Origin of the sequence: Pseudonocardia parietis, from assembly GCF_017876315.1 — a bacterium.
Classification (GTDB): domain Bacteria; phylum Actinomycetota; class Actinomycetes; order Mycobacteriales; family Pseudonocardiaceae; genus Pseudonocardia; species Pseudonocardia parietis.
Genome location: NZ_JAGINU010000001.1, coordinates 2,759,394 through 2,785,468 on the forward strand (window position 1 = coordinate 2,759,394; position 26,075 = coordinate 2,785,468).

Annotated in this window: 21 protein-coding genes; 10 read left to right on the plus strand and 11 right to left on the minus strand. The window is 72.2% G+C overall.

The window, feature by feature from the left end; all coding sequences use genetic code 11:
- Position 1 precedes the first annotated feature (1 nt).
- Complete coding sequence (locus tag JOF36_RS13065) at positions 2-742, minus strand: helix-turn-helix domain-containing protein (RefSeq protein ID WP_210027038.1); 741 nt, start codon at positions 740-742, stop codon at positions 2-4.
- A 177-nt stretch (positions 743-919) separates the two neighbouring features.
- Here JOF36_RS13065 and JOF36_RS13070 point away from each other — a divergent pair, with 177 nt between their 5' ends.
- Positions 920-2,788 carry a S9 family peptidase gene (locus JOF36_RS13070; protein ID WP_210027039.1) on the plus strand — a complete coding sequence of 623 codons (1,869 nt, stop codon included), beginning with the start codon at positions 920-922 and terminating at the stop codon, positions 2,786-2,788.
- A 61-nt stretch (positions 2,789-2,849) separates the two neighbouring features.
- Positions 2,850-3,854 carry an NADPH:quinone reductase gene (locus tag JOF36_RS13075; RefSeq protein WP_307862353.1) on the plus strand — a complete coding sequence of 335 codons (1,005 nt, stop codon included), beginning with the start codon at positions 2,850-2,852 and terminating at the stop codon, positions 3,852-3,854.
- A 17-nt stretch (positions 3,855-3,871) separates the two neighbouring features.
- Here the strand turns inward: JOF36_RS13075 and JOF36_RS13080 are convergent, their stop codons facing one another.
- Positions 3,872-4,981 carry a tellurite resistance/C4-dicarboxylate transporter family protein gene (locus tag JOF36_RS13080; protein WP_210027040.1) on the minus strand — a complete coding sequence of 370 codons (1,110 nt, stop codon included), beginning with the start codon at positions 4,979-4,981 and terminating at the stop codon, positions 3,872-3,874.
- A gap of 157 nt (positions 4,982-5,138) precedes the next feature.
- Between JOF36_RS13080 and JOF36_RS13085 the strand changes: the two genes are divergently transcribed.
- Positions 5,139-6,557, plus strand: coding sequence for an MFS transporter (locus JOF36_RS13085; RefSeq protein ID WP_210027041.1), 1,419 nt, complete (start codon positions 5,139-5,141; stop codon positions 6,555-6,557).
- A gap of 64 nt (positions 6,558-6,621) precedes the next feature.
- A complete protein-coding gene (locus JOF36_RS13090) occupies positions 6,622-7,260 on the plus strand; it encodes an HD domain-containing protein (protein WP_210027042.1) in 639 nt (212 codons plus the stop codon).
- Positions 7,261-7,273: 13 nt separating this feature from the next.
- On the opposite strand, the gene JOF36_RS13095 is transcribed toward JOF36_RS13090, so the two are convergent.
- Genes JOF36_RS13095 through JOF36_RS13115 form a run of 5 tightly spaced genes read right to left on the minus strand, consistent with a single transcriptional unit; the run spans position 7,274 to position 14,492 of the window.
- Entirely contained in the window at positions 7,274-8,530 is a 1,257-nt protein-coding gene (locus tag JOF36_RS13095) for an NAD(P)/FAD-dependent oxidoreductase (RefSeq protein WP_210027043.1), read from the minus strand.
- A complete protein-coding gene (locus JOF36_RS13100; RefSeq protein WP_210027044.1) occupies positions 8,527-9,915 on the minus strand; it encodes an NAD(P)/FAD-dependent oxidoreductase in 1,389 nt (462 codons plus the stop codon). Before JOF36_RS13100 ends, JOF36_RS13095 begins: the two co-directional genes overlap by 4 nt.
- The gene (locus tag JOF36_RS13105; RefSeq protein ID WP_210027045.1) at positions 9,912-11,429 is read right to left on the minus strand and encodes a M81 family metallopeptidase; all 1,518 of its coding nucleotides are present in this window, start codon (positions 11,427-11,429) and stop codon (positions 9,912-9,914) included. The genes JOF36_RS13100 and JOF36_RS13105 overlap by 4 nt, the downstream gene beginning before the upstream one ends.
- A gap of 36 nt (positions 11,430-11,465) precedes the next feature.
- Positions 11,466-12,962 carry a xylulokinase gene (locus tag JOF36_RS13110; protein ID WP_210027046.1) on the minus strand — a complete coding sequence of 499 codons (1,497 nt, stop codon included), beginning with the start codon at positions 12,960-12,962 and terminating at the stop codon, positions 11,466-11,468.
- Between the two features lie 30 nt (positions 12,963-12,992).
- Positions 12,993-14,492, minus strand: coding sequence for a sodium:solute symporter family protein (locus tag JOF36_RS13115; protein ID WP_210027047.1), 1,500 nt, complete (start codon positions 14,490-14,492; stop codon positions 12,993-12,995).
- Positions 14,493-14,713: 221 nt separating this feature from the next.
- Between JOF36_RS13115 and JOF36_RS13120 the strand changes: the two genes are divergently transcribed.
- Positions 14,714-15,493, plus strand: a complete 780-nt coding sequence (locus JOF36_RS13120) for a DeoR/GlpR family DNA-binding transcription regulator (protein WP_210027048.1) — start codon at positions 14,714-14,716, stop codon at positions 15,491-15,493.
- Between the two features lie 73 nt (positions 15,494-15,566).
- Here JOF36_RS13120 and JOF36_RS13125 read toward each other — a convergent pair whose 3' ends face one another.
- On the minus strand, positions 15,567-15,767 hold the full coding sequence (locus JOF36_RS13125) for a cold-shock protein (protein ID WP_210027049.1): 201 nt from the start codon (positions 15,765-15,767) through the stop codon (positions 15,567-15,569).
- 361 nt (positions 15,768-16,128) lie between these two features.
- Between JOF36_RS13125 and JOF36_RS13130 the strand changes: the two genes are divergently transcribed.
- From JOF36_RS13130 to JOF36_RS13140, 3 genes are read left to right on the plus strand one after another with little or no spacing between them, the layout of a single operon-like run.
- Positions 16,129-17,124 (plus strand): tripartite tricarboxylate transporter substrate binding protein, encoded by a 996-nt coding sequence (locus JOF36_RS13130; protein WP_210027050.1) that lies wholly within the window; start codon positions 16,129-16,131, stop codon positions 17,122-17,124.
- A complete protein-coding gene (locus JOF36_RS40085; RefSeq protein ID WP_210027051.1) occupies positions 17,117-17,614 on the plus strand; it encodes a tripartite tricarboxylate transporter TctB family protein in 498 nt (165 codons plus the stop codon). Before JOF36_RS13130 ends, JOF36_RS40085 begins: the two co-directional genes overlap by 8 nt.
- A gap of 13 nt (positions 17,615-17,627) precedes the next feature.
- Positions 17,628-19,151, plus strand: coding sequence for a tripartite tricarboxylate transporter permease (locus tag JOF36_RS13140; RefSeq protein WP_245350815.1), 1,524 nt, complete (start codon positions 17,628-17,630; stop codon positions 19,149-19,151).
- A gap of 14 nt (positions 19,152-19,165) precedes the next feature.
- On the opposite strand, the gene JOF36_RS13145 is transcribed toward JOF36_RS13140, so the two are convergent.
- The 3 genes from JOF36_RS13145 to JOF36_RS13155 form a co-directional block, all read right to left on the minus strand.
- Complete coding sequence (locus tag JOF36_RS13145; protein WP_210027052.1) at positions 19,166-20,575, minus strand: amidase; 1,410 nt, start codon at positions 20,573-20,575, stop codon at positions 19,166-19,168.
- A complete protein-coding gene (locus JOF36_RS13150; protein ID WP_210027053.1) occupies positions 20,572-22,113 on the minus strand; it encodes a hypothetical protein in 1,542 nt (513 codons plus the stop codon). Before JOF36_RS13150 ends, JOF36_RS13145 begins: the two co-directional genes overlap by 4 nt.
- Positions 22,114-22,256: 143 nt before the next feature.
- Positions 22,257-24,011, minus strand: coding sequence for a helix-turn-helix domain-containing protein (locus JOF36_RS13155; RefSeq protein ID WP_210027054.1), 1,755 nt, complete (start codon positions 24,009-24,011; stop codon positions 22,257-22,259).
- Between the two features lie 111 nt (positions 24,012-24,122).
- Between JOF36_RS13155 and JOF36_RS13160 the strand changes: the two genes are divergently transcribed.
- Together JOF36_RS13160 and JOF36_RS13165 are read left to right on the plus strand one after the other, a co-directional pair.
- A complete protein-coding gene (locus JOF36_RS13160; RefSeq protein ID WP_307862354.1) occupies positions 24,123-25,550 on the plus strand; it encodes an aldehyde dehydrogenase family protein in 1,428 nt (475 codons plus the stop codon).
- Positions 25,551-25,599: 49 nt separating this feature from the next.
- Positions 25,600-26,052 carry a GlcG/HbpS family heme-binding protein gene (locus JOF36_RS13165; protein WP_210027055.1) on the plus strand — a complete coding sequence of 151 codons (453 nt, stop codon included), beginning with the start codon at positions 25,600-25,602 and terminating at the stop codon, positions 26,050-26,052.
- Positions 26,053-26,075: the final 23 nt, after the last annotated feature.

Genomic DNA, 26,075 nt, shown 5'->3' on the forward strand with positions numbered 1-26,075 from the left:
CTCAGGCCGGATCGGCGTCCGACTCCCGGGCCAGCAGCTCGTGGGCCCGCCGCATGGTGTCGAGCTGGGCCGGGTTGTAGAGCTCCTTCATCGCCGCGCTGACCGTCTGCGTGGCGAACCGCTCGCCGCGCGGGGCGTCGGTGTCCGGTGCGACCAGCCCCGGGTGCGTCTCGAGCAGCGTGCGGATGTGCGGCGCCATGCGCTCGGCGAGGGCCTGACGGGTGGCCTCGTCGGCGTCGGCGGGCAGCGTGTCGAGTTCGCGGTCCGTCGGGTCGGTCGGGAAGTCCTGCAGCATGTCCGCGTACGCCTGCATGCGCTCCGGTCCGATCACCCGGCTCATCACGACGACGAGCGAACGGTCGGCGTCGGACATCTCGGCGTCCGCGGCGGGGGCCAGCTCCGCGGGCAGGTCGGTCGGGGCCGACCGCTGCAGGATCAGGCCCAGTTCGACCCGTGCCCGCTGGAGCCGTTCGATGGTGGCGGCGAGCTCGGCGTCGAGGGTGCGCAGGGCCGCCTCGGGGTGGTCGTCCTCCTTGCCCATGGCGGCGATCTGGGACAGCGAGAACCCGAGGTCGACCAGGCGTTTGATGCGCAGCAGCCGGACGAGATGGGCGACGCCGTACTGCTTGTAGCCGTTGGCCCGCCGCTCGGGTTCGGGCAGGAGCCCGACCTCGTGGTAGTGCCGCACCGCCCGCAGGCTGGTGCCGGCCAGCTCGGCGATCTCCCGCGTGCTCCAGGCCACGCCCGTCCCCTCTCGTCGATTGTCACCGGTGGAAACCTGCCGCCAGTGGAAACCGTGCCGTAGCGGCATGGTCAAGCGCAGGTCATTCGCGTGACACAGATCACTCTCTGGTGCGCTTGAGTGTGCCGCCACGGCACGGCGTCTCGTCGAGTGCAGACACCGACGAGAGGACATCACATGATCACCATCGAGGACCTCTTCGGACCGCCGACCCGCACCGGCGCCTCGATCTCACCGGACGGCACCCGGATCGCCTTCCTCGCACCCTGGCGCAACCGGCTCAACGTCTGGGTGGAGGATCTCGAACCCGGGTCCGAGCCGCGCCGCGTGACCGCCGACGCGACCCGCAGTGTCCAGAACTGGTTCTGGGCCGACGACCCGCGCTGGCTCCTCTACGAGCAGGACACCGGCGGCGACGAGAACTGGCACCTGTTCCGCGTCGACCTCGACGACCCGGACACCCCGGCCGTCGACCTCACACCCTTTCCCGGGACCCGGGTCATGGGCGTCGAACCGGCGCCCGGCCGGCCCGGGAAGCTGACCGTGCTGCACAACGCCCGCACGCCCGCCGAGATCGACCTGTACGAGCTCGACATCGCGACCGGGGAGTCCACACTGCTGGCGCAGAGCTCCGGGCCGGGGCGGACCTGGATCGCCGGCCACGACGGCGCCCTGTTCGCCCATGGGACGAACGACCGCGGTGACATCGAGATCTCCCGCCGGGACCCGGAGACGGGCGAGCTGCGGCCGGTGCTGGTGCTCGACGGCGCCGACCATCCGATGGGCACCTCACCGATGCAGCTCACCCCGGACGGCACCGGCATGTGGCTGGGGTCCAACCGGGGCCGGGACCTGACCCGCCTCGTCCGGGTCGACCTGGCCACCGGCGAGGAGACCGAGGTCGACGCCCACCCGACGCTCGAGCTCGACGCGGCCCGTCGCGTCGTCGCCCAGACCGCGTCGCCACTCCTCCGCGACCGGGCGACCGGGGAGCTGCTCGGCGCCCGCTATCTCGGCGAACGCCAGGTCGTCCACGCGCTCGACCCGGCCTTCGCCGACGTGCTGGCGAACCTGGAGAAGCTGTCCGACGGCGACCTCGCCACGGTCTCCTCCGACCTGGGCGGGCAGCGCTGGGTCGTGAGCTTCACCCACGACCGTGATCCCGGTGCCACCTGGTTCTACGACCACTCGACCGGCGACGCCCGGCTGCTGTTCCGGCCGTACCCGCACCTCGACCCGGCCGCGACGGCCCCGATGACGCCGGTGACGATCCCGGCCCGGGACGGGCTCGCGCTGCCCGCGTACCTGACGCTGCCGGTCGGGGTGGAGCCCGCCGGGCTGCCGATGGTGCTCCTGGTCCACGGTGGACCGTGGTACCGGGACGCCTGGGGGTTCCAGCCGACCGTGCAGCTGCTGGCGGCCCGTGGCTACGCCGTGCTGCAGGTCAACTTCCGCGGCTCGGTCGGCTACGGCAAGGCCCACATGCAGGCCGCGGTCGGCGAGTTCGCCGGCGCGATGCACGACGACCTGATCGACGCCGTCGACTGGGCCGTCGCCCGCGGCTACGCCGACCCGGACCGGGTCGCGATCATGGGCGGTTCCTACGGCGGCTACGCCGCACTCGTCGGTGCCACCTTCACCCCGGACCGGTTCGCCGCGGCGGTCGACCTCGTCGGCGTCTCCGACCTGGCGAACTTCATGCGGACCCTGCCGCCGTTCGCCCGCCCGGCCATGGCGAGTAACTGGTACGCCTACGTCGGCGACCCCGACGACCCGGACCAGGCAGCCGACATGCTGGCCCGCTCGCCGATCAGCCGGCTCGACGACGTCCGCGCCCCGCTGATGATCGCCCAGGGCGCCAACGACGTCCGTGTCGTGCGGGCCGAGTCCGACAACGTCGTCGAGTACCTGCGCGAGCGCGGTGTCGACGTCGAGTACCTGGTCTTCGACGACGAGGGGCACGGCTTCGTCAACCCGGAGAACCAGATCGCCTTCCACCACGCGGTCGAGCAGTTCCTCGCCCGGCACCTCGGCGCCCGGACCTGACCCGCCGCTGCCGGGATCCGCTGCGTGGTCGTGTGCCGGATCGCGTGGCAGGGTGCCGGTCGTGGCGTGCGAACGGGCCCTGCCCGAGACGATGCGGGCGGCCTGGATCGACGCCGTCGGCCCGGCCGGGAACATCCGCGTCGGCGAGCTGCCCGTCCCGGCGCCCGGCCCCACCGACGTGCTGGTGCGGGTGGCGGCGGTCGCGGTCGACCCGGTCGACACGTTCGTCCGGTCGGGCGCCTACCCGACTCCGACGCCGTTCCCGTTCGTCATCGGCCGCGACCTCGTCGGCACGGTCGCCGCGGCCGGCGCCGGAGCATCCGGGTTCACGCCGGGCGAGCCGGTGTGGTGCAACAGCCTCGGCCACGACGGGCGGCAGGGCGCCGCCGCGGGCTACGCCGTCGTCCCCGCCGACCGGCTCTACCGGCTCCCCGAGGGCGTCGACCCGGTCACCGCCGTCGCCGTCGTCCATCCCGCCGCCACCGCCCACCTCGCCCTGAGCACACACGCCGGACTGTGCGCCGGGGAGACCGTCTACATCGGAGGCGGCGGCGGGCACGTCGGTGGCGCCGCGATCGTGCTCGCCGGTCACACCGGTGCCCGGATCGTCACCGTCGCCGGCGCGGACGATCTCGAGCACTGCCGCGCGCTCGGCGCCGACGTCGCGCTCGACTACCGCGACCCGGACCTCGCACGAACGCTGCGCCGGGCCGCGCCGGACGGGATCGACGTGCACCTCGACACGTCCGGCCACCACGACCTCGACACCGCACTCGGCAGCATCGCCGAGCGGGGCCGCATCGTGGTGATGGCCGGGATCACCGCGCGACCGGAGCTGCCCGCCGGAGCGCTCTACACCCGCGGGGCACGCCTGATCGGGTTCGCCATCAGCACCGCGACCGTCACCGAGCTCGCCGGCGCCGCCGCCCGGATCAACCAGCTCCTCGGCCGCGGAACGCTGCGGCCGCGCGCCGTCGAGCAGCTACCGCTCCGGGCGGCCGCCGACGCGCACCGGCGGCTGGAGACCGGCCGCGCCCGCGGCGTACGCCTCGTCCTGCGCCCGTAGCCCGGCGCACCGCCGGCTCACGCTCGGGGCACGTCCGGCTCGCCGGTCCCGGGGGCGTCGTCATCCACGGGACTCCGGGCCCGCAGCAGGGCCCGCACGAGACAGACCAGCATGGCGACGAACGTGATCGCCCACGCGAGGAGCGCGACCCAGGCCTCGGCGGCGCCGATCGCGGTGACGATCGGCAGGTGCGCCGCCTCGCCGAGGGAGTGGCTGGCCACGCCGTACATACCGAGCGGAAAGATCACGACCCACACGGTCGCGTCATAGCGCAGCGGAACCCGGTGCCGCACGTGCCGCCACCAGCCGGCCGCGACGAGCACCGGGATCAGCCAGCTGCCGAACGCCCAGAACGCCAGCGCGGTGCCGGCGACGAGCCCGCGTGCCGCGGTGGCGCTCGGGGCGTCCGCCATCGTCATGATCTCGGCGGCGGCCATCGTGCTGATCGCGGTCGCGCCCATCGCGACCCAGTACGACGGCGTCAGCTCCGCCGGCGACACCCGGTAGATCAGCAGCCGGGCCGCCACCAGGATCCCGGCGGCGGCGTAGAGGAACGCGCCGAGCGCCCACGAGAACACCGCCAGCAACGCGAAGGCGTTCCGCCAGGCGGTCGTCGTCGACTCCAGCGTCGCGGCGAGGACGGCGACCGACTGGGTCGCGACCACCCAGACGAACCAGCTCCCGTCCGCCTGGCTGACCACCGAGCGTTCGGTGCGCCGGAGCAGCGCGCCGGCCGGGACCAGGTAGCCCAGCACCAGCCAGCTCACCCAGCCGGTGAGCAGCAGGCCGAGGGCGATCCGGTGCCGTCCGTCCAGCGCGAGCCGGGTGCCGAGCACGTTCGTGGCGGCGACGAAGGTGAAGAAGCCGAAGGCCCGGCCCGGGTGGGTGAGGTCGGCGCCCAGCGCCCGGGGGTGGGCCAGGGCGCGGTGGAGCGTGGCCACGACGAGCACGACGTACCCGGTGATCGCCAGCACCAGCAGCACCGACGACAGGACGTCGAGGTGCTTGTGCGCCATGGCCACCGAGACGATGCCGGTGGCCATCACGAACGCGAACGCTCCCGGGTTGAGCGTGGCCACCGCGTCCCCCACCAGCGTGCGCCGCGCACGCGCCGGATCCCGTCCCACCTGCCGTACGGTACGAGCCCGCGGTGCGCACGAGTGGGGGAGACCCGCGCTGCGACGACCGCGTGTGCTCCACACCACAGTTCTGCGCACTTGAGTGTGCCGCAACGGCACGGCCTTTCCTGGAATCCGTTCACCGTACGCCGACGGACGGATGCTCATGATCGACCAGGACCGTGCCGGCGCCGGGGTGCGTCGCAGCGCCTCGGTCTACTTCGCCTCGTACGGTCTGTCGTTGCTGGGCAAGGGCATCGCGAGCGTCGTGCTGCCGCTGCTGGTGCTCGACCGCACCGGTGACGTGCTCGCCGCCGGGCTGCTCGCGACGGCGACGACGGCGGCCTCGGCCGTGACCGGGCTGGTATCCGGGCTGCTGGTCGACCGGATCGACCGGCGGACGGTGTCGGTCGTCTCCGACCTGCTCGCCGTGGTGTCGGTGACCGCGCTGCCGGTCGTGGACGCGGTGTGGGGCCTGGACATGGCCTGGTTCCTCGCGCTGGGGGTGATCGGTGCGGTGATCCGGGTGCCGGGGATGACCGCGCACGAGACGCTGCTGCCCGTGCTCGCCCGGCTCGGCGGTACCGGCCCGGGGCGCCTCGACCGGCTGATCGCGACCCGCGAGACCGTCGGCAACGTCCTGCTGCTCGCCGGACCCGGCCTGGGCGGGCTGCTCGTCGGGCTGCTCGGGTTGTCCCCGGCGCTGCTGCTGGCGACGGCCGCGACCAGCCTGCTCGCCGCCGCCGCGACCCTCGTGCTCGACCCGCGGGCCGGTGCGATCCCACCGGCCGTGCCCGATCCGGCGCCGGTCGGCGGAGCGGTACACCGGGCGGTCGCGGACCTGTGGGCCGGGTGGCGGTTCCTCGGCCGCAACCGGATCGTCCTCGGTTCCACGCTGGTCTCGGCGGTGCTGGTGGCCGTGCTGAGCTCGCTGCAGACCACCCTGATGCCCGCCTACTTCACCGCCGAGGACCTGCCCGGGCTCACCGGGCTGACTCTGAGCGCGATCGCCGCCGGCAGCATCGCCGGGTCCGCGCTCTACGTCGCCACCGCCGGACGGGTGCGCCGCCGGACCTGGTTCGTCGTCGGGATGATCGGGAGCCTCGCCGGGTTCGCGGCGGTCGGCAGCCTGGCCTCGCCGTGGCTGGTGCTCGGCGGCGCGGCACTGGTCGGCCTGACCAACGCGCCCGCCTCGGCGGTGCTCGGGGTGCTGACCGTCGAGGCCACCCCGGACGGGATGCGCGGGCGGGTGCTGGGCGCGCAGAATACCGTCATGCTGGCGGCACCCGCGCTGACCAGCGCACCGCTCGCGGCCGTCGCCGCCACCGCGGGGCTGCCCGCTGCCGGGATCGTGCTGGCCGCGCTCGCCGGCGTCACGGCGCTCGCCGCACTCGTCGCACCGGCGTTCCGCTCGCTCGACGACCCGGATGCCGGGCGGGCCGCGCCGCGAACCCACCTGACGGTCGAGCCGGAGGGTCCCGTGCCCCCGCTCTCCGACGTCGCCCCTGCCGGCCTCCCGCCGCGACTCCGGCGGCACGGGGTACCGGCGGCCGGCCGCCTCGGCGGCCAGGGGCCGACGATCTGACCAGGTCGGCTGCTCCGCCGTATCCCGGACTGCGGCCGGTCCACGAGTGGGCCACCATCCGGGCATGACCGAGCAGATCGCGGGAGTCGACATCCCGGACAGCGCCCTGGCCCGTGAGGCGACCGAGCTGGTCCGCGAGGCGGCCACCCCGGTGGTGTTCCACCACTCCCGGCGGGTGTACGTGTTCGGGACGCTGTACGGGCGCGAGCAGGGGCTCACCGCGGATCCGGAGCTGCTCTACGTCGGGGCGATGTTCCACGACCTGGGACTCACCGAGCGCTACCGGCGCACCGACCAGCGCTTCGAGATCGACGGTGCGGACGAGGCCCGCCGGTTCCTGGTCTCGCACGGTGTCGCCGACGAGTCCGCCGCGCTGGCCTGGACGGGGATCGCGCTGCACACCACACCGGAGATCCCGCTGCACATGGCACCCGAGATCGCGCTGGTGACCCGCGGTGTGGAGCACGATGTGCTGGGTCTGGGCTTCGACGTGATCACCGACGAACAGCGGGCCGCGGTGACCGCCGAGCACCCCCGCCCGGACTTCAAGCGGGAGATCCTGGCGGCCTTCACCCACGGCATCAAGGATCGCCCGGACACGACGTTCGGCAACGTCAAGGCCGACGTGCTGGCGCACTTCGTGCCCGGGTTCGTGCGCGGCGACTTCGTCGAGGTCATCCGCAACTCGCCCTGGCCCGAGTGAGCACCGCGGCCGGTCACAGGCTCAGGTGCACCGGCCCGGCCGCCGGGTCGACCCCGTCCAGCACGTCCCACGGGATGCGGAAGACGCGTCCCGGTGCGGCCGGCCACGGCAGCCGGCGCCGGGTGAGGACGCGCCCGTCCTGCGTCACCGTGATCCGCGGAACACGGACGAGCTCGTGCACCCACGCCTCGATGCGTGCCCGAGCCGGTGCGGGTAGCCCCGGCCGGTGGAGACCGGGGGAGACCCATCGGATCGGCTCGTCGGCGACCAGGGGCACCGTCGGTCCCTCCGGCCCGAGCGACCCGGCGAGGTGCCGTGCCACGCTGCCGGCGACGTGCACGCCCGCGAGTGCGGCGACGTCGGCGGTGTCCACCGGGTGGACGAGGTTGCCCGCGGCGAAGATGCCGGGCCGGTCGGTGCGCCCGGCCGCGTCGACGAGCGGGCCGCGCGTGCCCCGGTCCAGCGTGATGCCCGCGGACCGCGCCAGCTCGTGATCGGGAACCCAGTCGCCGGTGAACACAACCGTGTCGCAGGCGACGACCCGGCGACGGCCCGTGCCGAGGTCCTCGATCTCCACGCCCGACACGCGCCCGCGCCCCAGGACCCGGGTGACCCGGCTCCCGACGGCCACCCGCGTGCGGAACGCGACCCGGCCGACGACGTTGACGATCCCGTACGACTCCGGGCGCGGATGGTGGGTCACCAGCGCCTCGGTCCGGCAGCCCGCCTCCCGCAGGGTCATCACCGCCGACCAGGACACGAGTTCCGCGCCGACCACGACGGCGCGGGTACCGATCTCCTGATGGTGCAGATGGACCTTGTTCTGCAGCTCGCCGGTCGTGAGCACGCCCGCCGGCCGGTCCCCGGGGATCATCCGGGCCGGCCTCGGCCGCTCCCGCGCACCCGTGGCCAGGATGACAGCGCGTGCCCGCACGCGACGACGGCCCGCGGGACCGGTGACGTTCATGCCGATGCCGTCGGCACCGTCGTCGTCCCAGTCCGTGACCATCGTCCGGGTCAGGACCTCCGCCCCCGCGGCCACGGCGTCGTTGACGAGACGTCGCGCGTAGCGGGGCCCGCTGGTGAACGTCCGCCGGTCGCGCAATCCGTAGCCGAGGTGGTCGGAGTGGCGCGGGATCCCACCGGCGTCCGGTTCCCGCTCGAGGACGGCCACCCGGGCGGACGTCCGCGATGCCAGCTCTTTGGCCGCGGCCAGACCGGCCGGGCCTGCCCCGATGACGGCGACGTCGACGTCGGTCCCGGCGCTCACGATGCCGCCCCGGTGTTCTGCGTGAGGCGGGCGTCGACCTCTGCTCCACAGTAGAAGCCCTGGCATCGCCCGTTCGTCGCGCGGGTCCTCCTCGCCAGGCCCGCCCGGTCGGTGGCCGGGACCGGGGTGTGCAGGGCGTCCCGGATCTCCCCGGCCGTGACGCGCTCGCAGAAGCAGACGATCTCGCCGTAGGCGGGGTCCGCGGAGATCAGGTCGCCCCGCCGGTACGGGCGGGGTTGTGCCTCACCGATCATCGGCATCCGGGGCGGTGCGGCGACGTCGGCCTTCTTGTCCAGGGTGATGCCCGACGACTCGTGCAGCATGTCCTCGATCCACTCGGCGATGCCCATCGATGCGGTCAACCCGGTCGACCGGATGCCGCCCACCAGCAGGTAGCGCCGGTCCGGGTCCAGGGTGATCAGGTAGTCGCCGTGGTCGATGGAGGCACGCAGACCGGCGTAGGCCGTGGTGACCTCCTCCTCGAACAACGCGGGCACCAGCCGTTCTCCCTTGGTGCGGAGGAACTCGAAACCGTCGCCGGTGGTGCCGGTGGCCCGCTTGTCGTCGAGGTCCTCGGCGGTCGGTCCGAGCATGACGTTGCCGTAGACCGTCGGGCTCACGAGCACGCCCTTGCCGAGCTTGCTCGGGACCGGGAGGACGATCGTGTCGACCAGCCCGCGCGCGAGCTTGTCGAACACGAGCAGCTGCCCCCTGCGGGGCGTGACGGTGAAGCGGTCGTGCCCCAGAGCGCGATCGAGCACGTCCGCACCGAGACCGGCCGCGTTGACCAGCCAGCGGGTGGTGATCTCGCCGCGGCCGGTGTGCAGCCGGGTCGTGCCGTCGTCCCCGGTGCCGACGCCGGTCACCTCGTGCCCGAGCAGCAGCGTCACCCCGTTGGCGACCGCTTCGGTCGCGAAGGCCACCGACGGCGTCCACGGGCAGATGATCGACTCGTCGGGCACCGACAGGCCACCGAGCGCACCCGGGCCCAGCGACGGAACCATCTCGTACACCTGCGCGGCGGTGAGCAGCTCGCACCGGTCGTAGCCGTTGTCGACGGCCTTGCTCCGCAGTCCGGGCAGGTCGGCGAGCTCCTGCTCGGTCCAGGCGACGAGCACCGCACCGGTCCGCTCGACCGGAATGCCTGTTCGGTCGGCGTAGTCGCCGAGCAGCTCGTAGCCGCGGCGGACGAGCTGCGACTCCAGGGTGCCGGGTTTCGCGTCGAACCCGGTGTGCAGGATCGCGGTGTTGGCCTTGCTGGTGCCCTCGCCGACGTCGCGGGCGCCGTCCACGAGCGCGACGGACAGGTCGTAGCGGCTCAGCGCTCGGGCGATCGCGGTACCGACCACGCCGGCGCCGACGATCGTGATGTCGTACACGGTCACCGGTTCGCCACCGAGGGACCGAACGTCACGGGGAAGTCGATGTCGTCGGCGTCGGTCCAGGGGAAGAGGCTCGTCGGGAGCCGCCGGAACGGGAGCCGTTCGATCGCCGGGGCAGCCGTGCCAGGAGTGTCGGTCTCGCAGATCTCACCGGCGAACGCCGTGTACCCGGCCCGGAACGACGTGTTCGCCTTGACCCCGACGAGATCGAAGAGCGTCGGCTCGATGCCGAAGGCGCGGAAGAGCTGCGGGTCGCCGTTGCCGGTCATCCACTCGCACACGAGGATCTCGAGGCCGCCGACCGACAGCACCGCGGTCCGGCCGATGCGGTTCACGAGCCCGCGCCCGGCCGGTCCTTCCTGGGTGAACACGCCGTCGTGCAAGGACTTGACGTACGCGTCGACCTCGACGGCCACGGCCTGCGGGTCGCGGGTGCCGCCGATCCGGAACCGGGCGGTGCTGCCCACGCCGAGCTCGTGGGCGCGCCGGGCCGCCGGGGCGTCGTTCACGACGACGGCGGCGCGGATGGTGCTGCCGCGCTCGAGGATCCGGGCCGCGACGGCCATGCTGTCGCCCGGGGCGCCCGCGTTGCACGAGTCCGCGGAGTCGACCAGGATCACCGGGCGCGCGGTGCCCGGTGCCTCGGCCTTGTCGATCACCTCGTCGATCGGGTGCAGATCCGTCGCGAACTCGTGGCGCGCGGCGTAGAGCCGGGTGGCGAGGTCCTTCGCGTGCGCCTGTGCGACCTCGGGGTCGGTCGCGATGGCGACCGCGGCGGAGTTGCCGGACGGGACGTCGAGCCAGGGCTGCATCTGGTAGATCGAGAAGTCGAGCAGCGTCCCGTTCCCGACCAGGCCCTCGCCGTGTTCCATGAGCTCCCGGAAGGCGCCCTCGTTGCTGTTGTACGCCGACGCGGAGACGACCATCGGCACCGGCGTCCAGGCCATGACCGGTTTGACGTCGTCGGTCACCGCCGCGAGGCCGAGGGTCGTCGCGCGGTGGCCGGTCTCGTAGAAGTCCAGGTGCGGGTAGGTCCAGTAGCCACAGAGGATGTTGATGGTCTCGATCAGGTCCCGGGTGATCCAGCCGTGGAGGTCGGTCGCGGAGGCGATCACGCACCCGTCACCGACGAGGTCCCGCACGCGCCGGGCGATGTGGCCCTCGGCGTCGTCGACCTCGGTGGTCTGCAGAGCGCCGTGCAGGGAGAGCAGGACGAGATCGACCGGCGGATTCGCCCGGATCTCCTTCTCCAGGTCGTCCAGATAGGAGTCGAGCACCTCCTGCTCGGCCGGCCCACCGCTCCCACACCACATCACGGGGCCGTAGACGATCTCCGGCCGCAGCGGCGACCCCTCCAGCGCGTCGATCATTCCGGCGACGGCGCACGGCTTGCCGCGCAGCGCTGCGGGGACGGCATCCCCCTGCAGCACGCCGTTCTGCATCCAGAACTCCATCGTGGACGTCACGGGGGTGAAGGAGTTGCTCTCCTGGCGGAACTCGGTGACGAGGGCGCGCATCAGTTCTTCCTCTGTGGATCCTGGTCCGGGTGCTGGTCAGTACTCGCCGTTGAGTTCGGCGAACAGGTCGCCGAGAGCGGGGTGGAGCTTGGTGTAGACGGAGTAGAGGCGGTCGTAGACGGCTGCGTACTCCGGGCGGGGCTCGAACAGCCGGTCGACCGGCACGACCCGGCCGATGGCCGCGTAGTCGTCGATCTCGCCGAGCCCGACCACGGCGCTGTAGGCGGCCCCCATCGCGCCGGCGAGGGTCGGGGCGGGCGGGACCTCGATCGGGACCTGCAGGACGTCGGCGAAGATCTGCATCCACACGTCGCTGGTCGCGCCGCCGCCGACGAGCCGGATCCGGGCGAGGTCTCCCACCCCGTCGGCCCGGTGACGTTCCAGGCCCAGGCGGTGCGAGAAGGCGATGCTCTCCATCACGGCCCGGACCATGTGCCTGCGGTCGTGCAGCGGCGTCAGGTTGAAGAAGAGCCCCTTGGCGTTCTTCGTGGCCAGCGGGGGGATCTCACCGGTGAGCCAGTGCGTGGCGAGCAGCCCGTCCGCTCCCGGCGCGGTCTGTGCCACCTCGTCGTTCACCAGGGTGTTGACGCCGCTCCCGAACTCGCGCTTCTCCGCGGAGTAGAGCTGGGTGACCGCCCAGTCGTAGGCGATGCAGGCCGACTGCAGCCCGTAGGCGTCACCCCGCCGGTCCGCGTCGATGGCGAAGCTCGCCGACGCGTCGGTGGGGTCGTCCGAACGCGAGACGCGGGCGAACCACGACGAGCTGCCGAGGTAGATGTGGACGTCGCCGACCGCGCCGCTGCCCGAGCCGACGGTGACCGCGGGAAGATCGCTGAAGCCGTTGAACACCCGGGTGCGCACCGTGAGTCCCAGCTGCTCGGCGGCCTCGGGGGTCAGGGGCCCGACCGGAGCCGTCGACGGCTCGCTCGGTGCGAACTTGGCCATGTCCCCGGTCAGGCCGGCCGCGTCGAGGATGCGTGCGTAGTGCGCGTCGGTCGCCGGGACCGGTGACCGGACGAAGTCGTCCGACGGGTCGGTGACCAGGTGACCGGTGGCGCGCCACTTGAACCAGGTGTTCAGCCCCACGACGTGCTTGGCGCGCGCCCAGACGTCCGGGCGCTCCTCCTTCAACCACAGAAGTCGTGGCCAGTACTCCTGGCCCGTCCCGATGAACATCCCGGTGGCCTCGTTGAGCCGGGCAGCCTGCTCGGTCGCCCGTGAGTCCATCCAGATCATCGCGTCGGTGAGGGGCCGGCCGGTCTCGTCGAGCGGGATGACGCCCTTCCACGTGGCGGCGAAGACAAGTGCTGTGACGCTCGACGGATCCGCCCGGCCCGTGGCGAGAACGGCCCGCGCCCCGTGCCGGATGGCCTGCCACATGGCTTCGGGTGACTGCTCGGCCCGGCCGTTGTCCGCATGCGACAACCCGTATCCCGCACCCGCCTCGGCGAGGACGGTGCCCCGGACGTCCGCGAGCACCACCTTCAACGAGGTCGTACCGCAGTCGAACGCCATGATCAGTTGCTCGTCCATCGATGCCTCCGCTCGTCGTCGCCGGGCGTGTCAGCGACTGCCGGCGGGCAGCTCGTCCGCGTCGTCCGGCCCGGGGACCCGTGCGTGCTTCTTCCCGTGCGCCTGGGTGTAGAACGCGTCGACAGCATCCTGGTCGTCGTGCCCGGGCTTCGCGTAGGTCGTCACCACACCGACGACGACGCTGATGGCGACACCCACCGGGCTGATGAGGTGGTACGGGAAGTCCATGATCAGTGCGATCGTGACGTAGAGGACGCCGCACACGATGCTGAGCAGCGCTGCGAGGGTGGTGAACCGGCGCCAGAACAGGCCCGCCAGGATCGGGAAGGCGAGCAGCGCGGTGAAGACCGAGACGTAGGTGAGCACCAGCAGGATGTTCCCCACGATCGTCAGCGCCAGGGCCAGCGTGGAGATGCCCAGCACGACGAAGACGCCGCGGCTCAGCCACACGTAGAAGCCGCCGTCCCGGTCCTTGAACGCGTACCGGCGGAGCAGGTCGTTGACCACGACCGAGACGGCCGAGTTCCAGACCGCGACGAGCGTGCTCACGCCGACCAGGAGCAGCGTGACGAGCATCAGGCCCTGCATCAGCGGCGGCGCGTAGTCGAGGATGAGGCGCGGCAGGGCCTCCTCGGGCGAGGCGAGATCGGGCATCAGGACGCGGCTGAACATCGTGGCCAGTGCGGCGAGCCCGTACAGGATGGTGATCATGACGGCGGTGATGAGCATCCCGGTCTTCGCGACCGACTCGTTGCGGGCGGAGAACACGCGCTGGCCCCAGGACGGCATCGCCATGAACAGCAGGACGTTCTGGAAGCACCAGGTCAGGATCGCGGCGAAGCCGTAGTCCTCGATATCCCAGATCGGCTCGAAGGAGAGGTAGCGCGGATCGAAGACGGTGCTCAGCGACTCGAAGCCGCCGGCGTTGACGTATCCGAGCACGAAGATCGCCGGGATGAAGATCACGATCATGGTGAAGGCGACGACGTCGAAGGCCAGCGCCGTCACGAACCCCGCGACCAGGGCGAGGATCAGGCAGAAGATGGTGATCCCGATGACCGTGGGCAACGGATCGATCCCGAGCAGGACCGAGACGACGACGGACAGCCCGGCGAGGTAGGTCGGCGGCGCGATCCAGGCGAAGGTCAGCGTCACCACGCTCGCGACGGCCCGGAGCGGCTCGCGGAGCCGGCCGGTGAAACGCCGCTCGAAGAACTCGGCGACCGTGGTGAGCTCGAGGCGACGGAACGGCTTCGCGACCGTGAGGGCGTAGATGCCGAACACGATGACGAAGATGAACGACGTGTAGTAGAGCCCGACCGTCCCGTAGAGGTACGCGACGGACGCTCCACCGATCAGCGTCGCGGTGTTGAACTCCGCCGCCCCGAGCGTGGCCACCAGGGTCGGCAGCCCGGTTCGCCGGCCGTTGAGATTGAAGTCGTCGTACCCCTTCAACCGTTTGGCCGACCGGACGGCAACCACGGCGAGGATCACCGCGAACGCGACGAGTATCGAGATCTTCTCCGCCATGTGTGCCTCTCGAGTAGTAGTCGTCACCGATGACGATGCACTCCGCGGGAACATCGTCGACGACGCCTGGTTGGATGCCCGATGATGCCCGTATTCGCCCGATAGTGGCAGAGTATGCCCGATTTTAGCAAGCTGCTGCCCGATCTTGGCGTGTAGAGTGCGCACCCGGCAGGTACATCAGGCAAAAACGGGCAGGCAGGGGTGAGGCGAGAGTGCTACCGGTGGCGCGACGTGCCCGGATCCTGGAGCTGCTGCGTCAGGAGCGCACGGTGCGCAGCGAGGATGCGGCGCAGGCGCTGGGAGTCTCCGTCGAGACGATCCGCCGGGATCTGGAGCAGCTGGACCATGCCGGTGAGCTGGTCCGGGTCTACGGCGGCGCGATCCCGGTCGACGCGGCCCCCGCGGCCGAGCCGCCGTTCGAGGCCCGGAGCGTGCTGGCCGCCGACTCGAAGCAGGCCATCGGCCGCGCGGCCGCGGAGCTCGCCGAGCAGGTCCGCACGCTGTTCGTGGACATCGGCACCACGGCCATGCAGGTCGCCGCGGCGCTGTCGGCGTCCGCGCCGATCACGGTGGTGACGCCGTCGATGCGGGTGGCCGAGATCCTGACCGCCCGGTCGATGATCACGGCGGTGGTCCCGGGTGGCGTCGTGCGCGGTGGGGACCTGGCGATCTCGGGGAGTCACGCCGTCGAGTTCATGCGGGACGTCTCGCCGGATCTGGCGCTGCTCGGATCCGGCGGGGTCTCCGTCGAGCGCGGCCTGACCGACTTCGAGATGGACGAGGTCCCGCTGAAGCGGGTGGCGTTGCGGAACAGTTCCCGTTCATACGTGCTCGCCGACTCCAGCAAGATCGAGAGTGTGGCGCCCTACCGGGTCTGTGGCCTCGACGCGCTGACCGGCGTCATCACCGACGACGGCATCTCGGCCGCACATCGTGAGGCACTCGAGGCCGCCGGGATCGACGTGATCGTGGCGGACGGCGCCCGGCGTCCGGGGGCGTGAGCACCCGACCGGCAGATGCACAAACGGCTCCCCGGCCGGAGCCGGGGAGCCGTCGTGGATCAGTTGCGTGTGGTCAGACCCGCACGCTCGAGGCCTGCAGGCCCTTGGGGCCCTGCGTGACCTCGTAGCTGACGGCCTGGTTCTCGGTCAGCTCGCGGAAGCCGCTCGACTCGATCGCCGAGTAGTGGACGAACACGTCGGGGCCACCCTCGTCGGGGGCGATGAAGCCGAAGCCCTTTTCGGCGTTGAACCACTTCACGGTGCCACTGGTCATGTGCTGTCTCCTCTGCTGGAGCGGTGGTACGGGACGAACCACGGCGTGTGGCGGCCCGGGTCACGGTGGAGAACCCAGACGGCAGCCAGCTCCGGCTGAACCAAAGGAAGCGAATCCGCCCGCATCATCATCCTGCAGGCGTGTGTCACACACGAGACTCAGAACTACGGTGACCGCCTTCGACAGTACACGACGTCCGGCGCACGGCGAGGGGTACCGCCCACGTGGGACCGAGATCACCGGTGCGCCGGCGCGGATGTCGACCATCGAAGTTCTATCGAACGACCGGTTGACCGATCGTCGGTGTGCGTGCTTACGCTGAGTCACGCGTGCAACGGTGCACGGTGAAACGGGGGTATGGATGCCCGCGCGGACGAACCGGCGGCGAGGTCGCCGGGACACGGCGTCGGCCGTCGCGGCTGTGCTGGCCGTGGTCCTCATCGGCGGATGTGCCGCCGCCCCGACGTCCGGGGCCGAGAACTTCCCGCAGCGCGAGATCCGGTTCGTGCTGCCCTACTCGGCAGGCGGTCCGTCCGATCTGGGCGCACGGGCGCTGATGGAGTGCTTCGAGCAGCGGTTCGGCGAGTCCTGGGTGGTCGAGAACCAGGCAGGTGGTGCCGGTGCCCCGGCCATGGTGGACGTCGCCACCGCCGGCCCGAACGGCTACCTGCTCGGCCTCGGCACCCAGTCCACACTGGTCACGACGCCCACGCTGGAGGAGTCGGTCGGCTACACCCACGAGGATTTCACCTACCTCGGCCAGCCGATGGCGATCCCGAGCCTGATCTTGGTCCGCGCGGACTCGCCGTTCCGGACCGTCGACGATCTCCTCGCGGCGGCCCGGGCGGCACCGGAGACGGTCAGTGTCGGCACCAGCGGAGCGCAGACGTCGTTCTCCATGGCGGTGCGGGAACTGGCCGCTCGCGGGACGGTGTTCAACGCCGTCCCGTTCGAAGGTACGTCCGAGGCCAACGCGGCACTGCTGGGAGGGACCCTCGACGCCCGGTGGGACGCCGCGGGCCGCGACACCCTCGCGCTGCTGGAGTCCGGCCGGATGCGGCCGCTGGCCACCGGGTCCGAGCAGCGGCTCGCCTACCTGCCGGAGGTGCCGACGCTCGCCGAGCACGGGGTCACCGACCTCATCGACACCACCACCTTCTACGCGATGATCGGGCCGCGCGATCTCGACCCGCGGATCGCCGATCGGCTCCGTGCCGAGCTGCCCGGCTGCGTCGCGGATCCGAGGTACCGCGATGCCGTCGGCGCACCGTACGCGGTGCACGCGGCCCCGGACGCCCTGGCCGACCGGCTGGACGCGTTCGGGCGGCGCCTGCGGGAGGTGGTCGCCGGTGGCTGAGCCGACGGCCGTCCCGGAAGCGTCCGGCGATGCTCGACCGGCCGCGCGGACGTCCGGACCCGGGCGTTACCTCACCTCGGCGGTCGCGACCGTCGTCGGCGTGGCGGCGGTCGTGCACGCGCTGCGGATGGGCGTCGGGTCGGCGGCCGAGCCCGGGCCCGGCCTGTGGCCGCTCGTCGCGGGACTCCTGCTGGCCGGCTCGGGTGCGGTGAGCACGCTGACCGACGCCCGATCCGCGGACGGTCCCGTCGTCGGGATGAGCCTGCGGGTACTGCTCGGCATCGCCGCGCTCGCCGTCTACATCCTCGCGTTCCGGTCCTACGGCCTGCTCCTGCCGACACCGCTGTTCCTGCTGCTCTGGGTCCGGGTGGTCGCCGGCGACGGGTGGCGACCCGCGATCGCGACCGCGGTGCTCGGCACGGCGGGGTTCTGGCTGGTGTTCGCGGTGCTGCTGCAGGTGCCGCTGCCGATCGGGCCGTTCGGGCTGTGAGCAGGGGGAACTGATGGGCGTGCTCGAGTCGATCGTCTTCGGCTTCTCGGTGGCCGTGACCCCGGCCAACCTGCTCTACGTGTTCGCCGGCGTGCTGCTGGGCACCGTCGTCGGGGTGCTGCCCGGCCTCGGCCCGACGGCGGCGATCGCGCTACTGCTGCCGCTGACGTACACCGTCGAGCCGACCTCGGCGATCATCCTGCTCGCCGGGATCTACTACGGGTCGATGTACGGCGGCACGATCACCTCGGTGCTGCTGCGCCTGCCCGGTGAGGCCGCGTCGGTGGTCACGACGTTCGACGGCTACGAGATGGCCCGCCAGGGCCGGGCCGGTCCGGCACTCAGCATCGCCGCGATCGGGTCGTTCGTGGGCGCGAGCGTCTCCCTCGTCGGGCTCACGCTGCTCGCCCGGCCGCTCGCCGAGTTCGCCGTCGGCTTCGGCCCGGCCGAGTACACCGCGCTCGCCGTGCTCGGCATCCTGCTGGTCGCCTACCTCGGGACCGGCACGTTCACCCGGGCGCTGGTGATGGCGGCCGCCGGGCTGCTGCTCGCGACCGTCGGTCAGGACCCGATCACCGGGGCGGCCCGTTTCAGCTTCGGCAGCCTCGATCTGCTCGGTGGCCTCGACCTGGTGTCGGTCGCGATGGGCCTGTTCGGCGTCGGCGAGCTCCTGCACAACGTGGCGAACCGGCACGGCGCCGCACCCCTGGCCCGGGTCGGGCGGCTGCTCCCGGATCGGGGCGACGCGGCCCGCTCGGTCGCCCCGATCGCTCGCGGATCCGTGCTCGGCTTCTTCGTCGGGGCGCTGCCCGGCGGCGGCGGGCTGATGGGCTCGCTGGCCTCCTACGCGGTGGAGAAGAAGGTCGCCCGCGAGCCCGACCGGTTCGGCCGGGGCGCGATCGAGGGCGTCGCGGGACCGGAGACCGCCAACAACGCCTCGTCGACCTCGGCCTTCATTCCGCTGCTCACCCTCGGGCTGCCCTCGAACTCGGTGCTGGCGCTGCTGTTCGGGGCGCTGCTCCTGCAGGGCGTGACGCCGGGGCCGCTGCTCGCCACCGAGAACCCGGAGATCTTCTGGGGCGTCATCGCGTCGATGTACATCGGCAACGTGATGCTGCTGGCGCTGAACCTGCCTCTGGTCGGGGTGTTCATCCGCTTGCTGCGGGTCCGGATCGGGGTGTTGTCCTCGGTCGCGGTGCTGCTGACCCTGATCGGGGTCTACAGCATCGGCAACAGCACCTTCGACATGTGGGCGGTCCTGGCCTTCGGGGTGCTGGGCTTCCTGCTCAAGCAGGCCGGGTTCGAGCCCGGCCCGCTGGTGCTGGCCTTCGTGCTGGGCTCGCTGCTGGAGAGCTCGTTCCGGCAGGCACTGCTGCTGTCCAACGGCAGCTTCGGCATCTTCGTCACCCGGCCGGTCTCCGCGGTGCTGCTGGGCGTGACGGTGCTGCTGCTCGCCGTCGCCGCGACCCGTGCGGTGCGGGCCCGGGCGGCACGGTCCCGGACCCCCGCCGCCACCGCGGGGGACCAGGGGCGCTGAGCCGACCAGGCGGGTCACCCGGAGGTCGAGCTCATCGCTTCCACCGCCGCCGCCGCCAGAACCAGCAGGTCCTCGTGCCGCCGGCCGACGATCTGCAGCCCGACCGGCGCGCCCCCGGCGGTCCCGGCCGGTACGGACACCGCCGGATGTCCCGACAGGTTGAAGGGGAACGTGACGGCCAGAGCGCCCCAGTGGTCGACCCGTTGTCCTGCGATCTCGGTCGGCATCGGGCCTTCGGCGGGGAAGGCGGGCACCTGTGTGGCCGGTGTCAGCAACAGGTCGAACCGTTCGAATGCCCGCGCCAGCTCCGCGACGAGCCGTGCTCGGGCCCGGTGCCCGTCCACGAGTGCGCCCGCGCCGAGTGCCTTCGCGGCCTCCCCGTACCGGCGAACGGTCGGGTGCACGTCGTCGAGTCGTTCTGAGGAAACACCGCGCAGCTCGGCGTGCACGTCCGGCACCGACAGGGTCCGGAACGCGACGCCGGCTGCATCCTCGATGTTCAGCGCCGGTTCCACCCTCCTGGCGCCGACGGCCGCGACGAACCGCGTCGCCACCGCGCCGACGACCCCTGCGACCTCCGGGTCGCAGGGGGCGTTTCCGAGATCGGGGGTCCACGCCACCCGCAGGCCCCGCAGCCCGACCGAGGCCAGCCTCGTCTCGAACGGCTCGCCCGGGGCTGGTAGCGAGGAACGGTCGTATTCGTCGGCACCGCACACACAGTCGAGAAAGCGTGCCGTGTCCCGGACGGTTCGGGTGAGCACCCCGTAGTGGTCGTTCTCCGCCGTCCCCCAGTGGCGCGGGCCGCGTGGCACCCGCCCGTAGGTCCCCTTGAAGCCGACCAGCCCGCAGTACGAGGCGGGGATGCGCAGCGAGCCCGCGCCGTCGGTGCCGGTCGCCATGGGCACCATCCCCGCGGCTACTGCCGCCGCCGACCCACCGCTCGACCCGCCGGGCGTCAGCGCGGGATTCCACGGGTTGCGGGTCACACCGTGCAGCGCCGAGGCGGTGAACGACGCCCGTCCGAACTCCGGGGAGGCCGTCGAGCCGACCGGTACCCCGCCCGCTGCGACGGCCCGTTCCACCAGCGTGGAGGTGTGGTCCGCGGTCCGACCGGAGTGCAGAACGCTGCCCATGGCGAACGGCCACCCCTCGACGGCGTGCAGCTCCTTCACCCCGAGCGGCACACCTGCGAGGGGGCCCGGGTCACCCCCGTTCGCGACGAGCTCGTCGATCTCGTGCGCCCGGGCCAGCGCGCCGTCGGGGTCGACGTGGACGAACGCGCCGAGCTCCGGGTCCAGTCGTCCTATCCGGTCGAGTGCCTCGGCGACGGCCTCCCGGGCAGCCAGCTCCCCGCGCCGGACCAGGTCGGCCGTCTCCACGACGGTCCGCGTCTCCTCGACGTACGAGTGCCGCACGGTCGTCACAGGAAGACCGCCATGACTCCGGTGGCCACGATCAAACCGGTCACGACGGGGACGAACAGCCGACGGGCCAGATCGATGACCGAGACACCGGTGATACCGGCGACGACGATCAACGACGACCAGATGACCAGCGTCCCGCCGCCGGTCCAGGTGGCGCCGTTCTGTGCGATCGCGGCCAGGGTCGCCACGTCGGCACCGGAGGACTGACCGAGCATGTCGGCCAGGGATCCGGTGAACGGCAGGCCGGGCCAGCCGTTCCCGTCGAGACCGATGACCATGCCGATGAGCAACATCGCGAAGGCGACGGCCACGGGCGAGTGCGGGATGTACGGCTGGACGTGACCGATCGCGTCGAGCAGGAAACCGGGCCCGGTGGCGTCCTCGGGGAGGCCGAGGATCTCCCCGGAGTAGTCGGACAGACCGACGTAGACGAAGCCGGCGACCGGGATGACCATCGCCATCGTGCGGAACGCGAACCCGATGCCCTCGGAGAAGTGGGTACCGATGTCGTCCAGCCAGCCGCCGCGATTCGCCACCAGGGCGATCACCACGAGTGCGAGCGCAGCCGTGCCGCCGACGAGCGGGGCGCCTGCTCCGTCGTCGATGTTCGGGATGAGCGAAGTGAACCGGCCCAGCAGCATCACGGCCAGCAGCACCACGAACAGGGCGGGGACCGCGATCGCGATGATGCGGGTCCGCCGTCGTGCACCGGTGTCGGGCGGGCCGACGCCGGCGTCGCCACCCTCGGTGAGGGTGGCGGTGCCGCCACCACCGCCCGCGGTCGCGTCCGCAGGTGCACCGTCCGACGCACCTCCGTCCCCGGACTGCACCGGACGGCCGGTGTCGGTCCCGGCCGCGGTTCCCGTCCCGGTCACCGGAAGGCGTACGGCAGCAGCGGCTTCGGGGTCGAGCATCGTCGTACGGACGTCACGCAGATAGACGATCGCGAGCGCGACCACGCCCACGATCAGCGAGATGACCAGCGCCCGGTCGGCGATGAGGCCGGCCGGGACGTTCGCGCCCTCGGCGGACAACCCCGGCGCCACCCCCATGATGTAGTCCGCGCTCAGCGCCATGCCCTGCCCCGTGATGGCGATGGCGAGTGCGGCGCCGAACGGTGCCAGGCCGGCGTGTACGGCGGCAGGCAGCAGGATCGCGGCGATCAGCGGAAGCACCGGTGTGGGCCAGAACGACATCGACAACAGGTAGGTCACGACGGCCAGCACCATGTAGGCGAGATGACCGTTCCGAAACAGATGACGCAGCGGCCGGATCATCATGGCGTCCGCACCGACGCTGCGCATGGCGCCGAGCATCGCGGTGACGAGCCCGATGATGATGAAGATCGGCAGCAGCTCGCGGGTGGCGACGATCGCACCGTGGAAGACGGCTCCCAGCCCGGTGACCAGGCTGCCGCCGTAGGCGGTCCCGGTGACGAATGTGGCGACGACAGCGAGCGCGATGACATTCTTCCGGGCGACGACGGTCGCGATGAGTGCGGCGAGACCGAGCAGGTAAGTCCAGTGTGCTACTGACAAGGCGGCACCATCCGTGGTGGGAATCAGCGACGTGGATCACGGCAGCGTCCGCCACTCTCGCCGAGTCCCCCGCAGTCGCCAAGCAGCAGGATGCACACCGAACCAGCGGCGATTTTGTGCGGCATGTCGTTCGACGCCCGGTGTCAGGGAGGTGGCGCCAGTTCGGCGTCCAGGTTGTCGTTCACCTTCGCCAGGGTGTCGACGTGGTGGGCCAGCCACACCATGAACTGGGTGTCCGACGACCGGATGTCCATGCCGATCGCCCGCGAGATCCGGTCCAGCTTGTACAGCGTCGTGTTCCGGTGCAGGCCCAGTCGCCGTGCTGCGGCGTTGAGGTTGCCCGATTCGCCGATGTAGGCGAGCACGACGCCCTCCAGGCTGCGGTTGTGCCCGTCGGCCCGGCGCAGTGGTGCGAGTACCTCCTCGGCGAACCTGCGGCCGTTCTCGGAGTCGGCGACCTCGCGTAGCGCTACGAAGATCCGGAGGTCCTCGTAGCCGACGACCGGAGCCGCGTCCACCCGGCGCGCCAGAGACAGGGCTGTACGCGCCTCCCGGTAGCCGATCGCGGCGCCACCCGCGCCGGTCCGAGCGCCGCCGAACGCGACCTGGACCGTGCCGGCGAGCCTCTCCTGCACCGCCCGGTAGACGGCGCCGGCCAACGAGCGGATCTCCTCGGTGCCGTGCTGGTCGGCGACCGGCGCGACCACGACGAGGTTCCCGCCCACCTGCGTGGCGAGGACGGGCTCGGGAACCTCGTGGTCGATCCGCTCCACCGCCCGGGCGGCGGCCTGGAAGCGGCGGACCGTGCGGGCGTCGTCGGAGACCGGCGGGTCGGGCTCGGCGACCAGCACCACGTACCGGCCGTCGGGCTGGAAACCGTGGTGGCGAGCGCGCGCCACGAGCTGCTGGCCGTCGGCGAACCGGCCGTGGACCAGGTCGACGACGAAATCGCCGCGCGTGCGTTCCTCGGCCTCGGTCATCGAACGCATTCGGAGCATCTCCGCCCCGATCAGCACGGCGCCCTCCTGCACCACGATCCGGCGCTGGGCGCGATCGTGCGGGTCCCCGTCCACCGGTTCCAGCACCGCGGCCACCCCGCAGGGCTCGCCGCCGATCGTGACCGGTGCGGCCAGCGGAACCACCGCGTCCGAGCCGTCCCCGACGACGTCGAGGGTGACCGCGTCGTGGGAGGGGATCCTGCCGCCGAGGGTGTTCGCGTAGCGGCCGATGAGGCCGGCGACGTGGTCCGGCAACGACTTCGCGCGTCCGGTCCCCGACTCGTGCGCGAGCACCGCGCCGTCCAGGTCGAGGACCGTCACCGGGGCCCCGGCCATCCGGGACATGCCGTGGGCGAGCGCGGGAATCCCGGTGCCCCGGGCCAGGATCTCGCCGAGCGAGCGGTGCACGCGGTCGCTGTACTGCAGCACGTGTGTGGACTGGGCCAGCACCTTCGTGGCCACCAGCTGGCTCACCGCCCGGAAACCCGCCGTCGCCGGCAGCAGCGCTAGGGGTAGCCCGACCTCGTCGGCGGCGGCGCGGGCCTCGGGCAGGTAGCGCCGAAGCTCGGCGGGCGGCGCCGCGTCGGACGGATCGAGCCGGACCAGCAGTGCGACCGCCCCGGCCTCGGCGACGCTGCGTACCACCGCGGCGCCGCCGGGTCCGCGGAACCGGGCGACGGGAGCGTGCACGACGAGGTCGCCATCGGGTTCGGCACCCTCGTCGAGCTCGGACAACGGGATGCACCAGCGCGCGGTGCGCGAGGTCCCGTCCCGGCCGGCGACGAGCGTGTTGCGCAGGAGAGGCTCGGTCAGGAGGTCGGCGACGGAGACGGTGTCGGACGGGTCGACCCGTGCGGTGGGCGCACGTCGGTCGGCATCGGGTCGAGCGCTCTGTGCCATCTGCCTATATCCGATCCGTGGGCGGCTGCACTTCGTCCAGTGCCGGTCATGCTGGCCCCGCTCCACAATCGCCGGTAGCCGTCACATTCCACAATCCGCCGGAGGTTCTTCGTGCATCCAGCACCGACTCGCCCGGTCGCGGACATCCCGGACACCGAGTCGTGGACGACCGATCCGGCCCGCCCCGGTCACTCGGTCAGCCGGTTCCGCCCCGCCACCGCCGACGACGTCCACGACGCGATCGGACGGGCCGCCGCGTCCGGATGGCCGGGCACCACCCCGGCCCACCGGGCTGCCGTGCTCGGCGGGGTCGCCGACCGTTTGGAGGCGGACCGCGACGACTTGGCCGCGCTGATCACCCGGGAGGAGGGCAAGCCGCTCGGTGCCGCTCGCGGCGAGGTCGGCAAGGCCGCCGAGCAGTTCCGGCTCGCCGCCCAGCTGGCGTTCCTGGTCGAGGGGACGACCTACCCGCCAGAGACGCCCGGCACGTTCGCCTACACGCTGCGCGGTCCGCTCGGTGTGGTCGCGGCCGTGACCCCGTGGAATTTCCCGCTGTCGCTGGCCGCGCGCAAGATCGCGCCGGCGCTGGCGGCGGGGAACACGGTGGTGTTCAAGCCCTCGCCGGTGACCGCGGGCGTCGGCGACCGGCTCGCTTCCGCGGCCACGGCAGCCGGGCTTCCCGCGGACGCCCTGCCCGTGGTCCACGGCCACGACCCCGACGCGATGACAGCTCTGCTCGCCGACCGGCGGGTCCGCGGAGTCAGCTTCACCGGCTCGGACGAGATCGGTGCGCTGATCCGGGCACAGACGCACGGCCAGGCCCGGTTGCAGCTGGAGCTCGGCGGCCGCAACTGCGCCGTGGTCTGCGCCGACGCCGACCTGGAGCGGGCCGCCGCCGACATCGCGACCGGCGCGTTCGGGCTGACCGGGCAGGCCTGCACCTCGACCGACCGCGTCCTGGTGGCGGAGCCCGTCGCCGCCGAGCTGACGGCGCTGCTCGCAGAGCGGGTGCGCGCTCTCGTGGTCGGCCCCGGTGGCGACCGGACGACGACCGCGGGCCCGGTCGCCACCGTGGGCCAGTTCCGGCGGCTGAGCGAGCTACGCGAGAGTGCCGTCGCCGCCGGTGCCCGGGTCGTCGCGTCCGCCGAGGTCGTGCCCGGCTGCGACCCGGACGGCTACTGGGTTCCCCCGACGTTGTTCGCCGACGTCCCTGCCGACCACGAGCTGGTCACCGGCGAGGTGTTCGGTCCGTTCTGCACGGTCCTGCCGGTCGCCGATCTCGAGGAGGCGCTCTCCGTCCTCGACAGCTCCACGCACGGCCTCGCAGCAGCCGTACACACCACTGATCTCGCCACCGCATACCGGTTCGCGGCCGCTGCGCCGTGCGGAGTCGTGAAAGTCAACGCCCCCACCACCGGCAACGGGGTCGCCCCGCCGTTCGGGGGACTGCGTGCGTCGTCCGGCGGCGCCTTCCCGGAGGGCGGGCGTCAGGCGCTCGAGTTCGTCACCGACACCAGGACCGTGTACCTCACCCCCTGACCCGGGAACGGCGTCCGTTCCCACCGACCACCCACTCCGGAGGAGACCCGTGCAGACCATCCACCGACTCACCCTCGACGACGCCCTCGTCGTCCTGCGAGCGGCCGAGGCCGAGGCCGAGCGGATCGGCGTCCGCCAGACCATCTGCGTCGCCGACGACGGTGCCCACCCGATCGCGCTGCACCGCATGACCGGTGCCCGCCTCACCGGGGTCGAGATCGCCATCGCGAAGGCCTTCACCGCAGCCGGGCACCAGCGCGCCACCCATCTGTTCAACGAACCCCCGAACGGGCCGGCCCTGCCGGGTAACGAGGCGTTCGGGATCCAGCACATGCACACCGGACGGTTCACGGTGTTCGTCGGCGGCTTCCCCCTCGTGTACGACGGCCAGGTCGTCGGTGCGGTCGGTATCAGCGGCGGCAACGGTGAGCAGGACAAGGCGGTCGGTGCGGCGGCGCTCGCCGCATTCGAGGAGCTGGTCGCGGGCGCGGTCCCCGCCTGAGTGCTGCACGACGGACGGGCTCC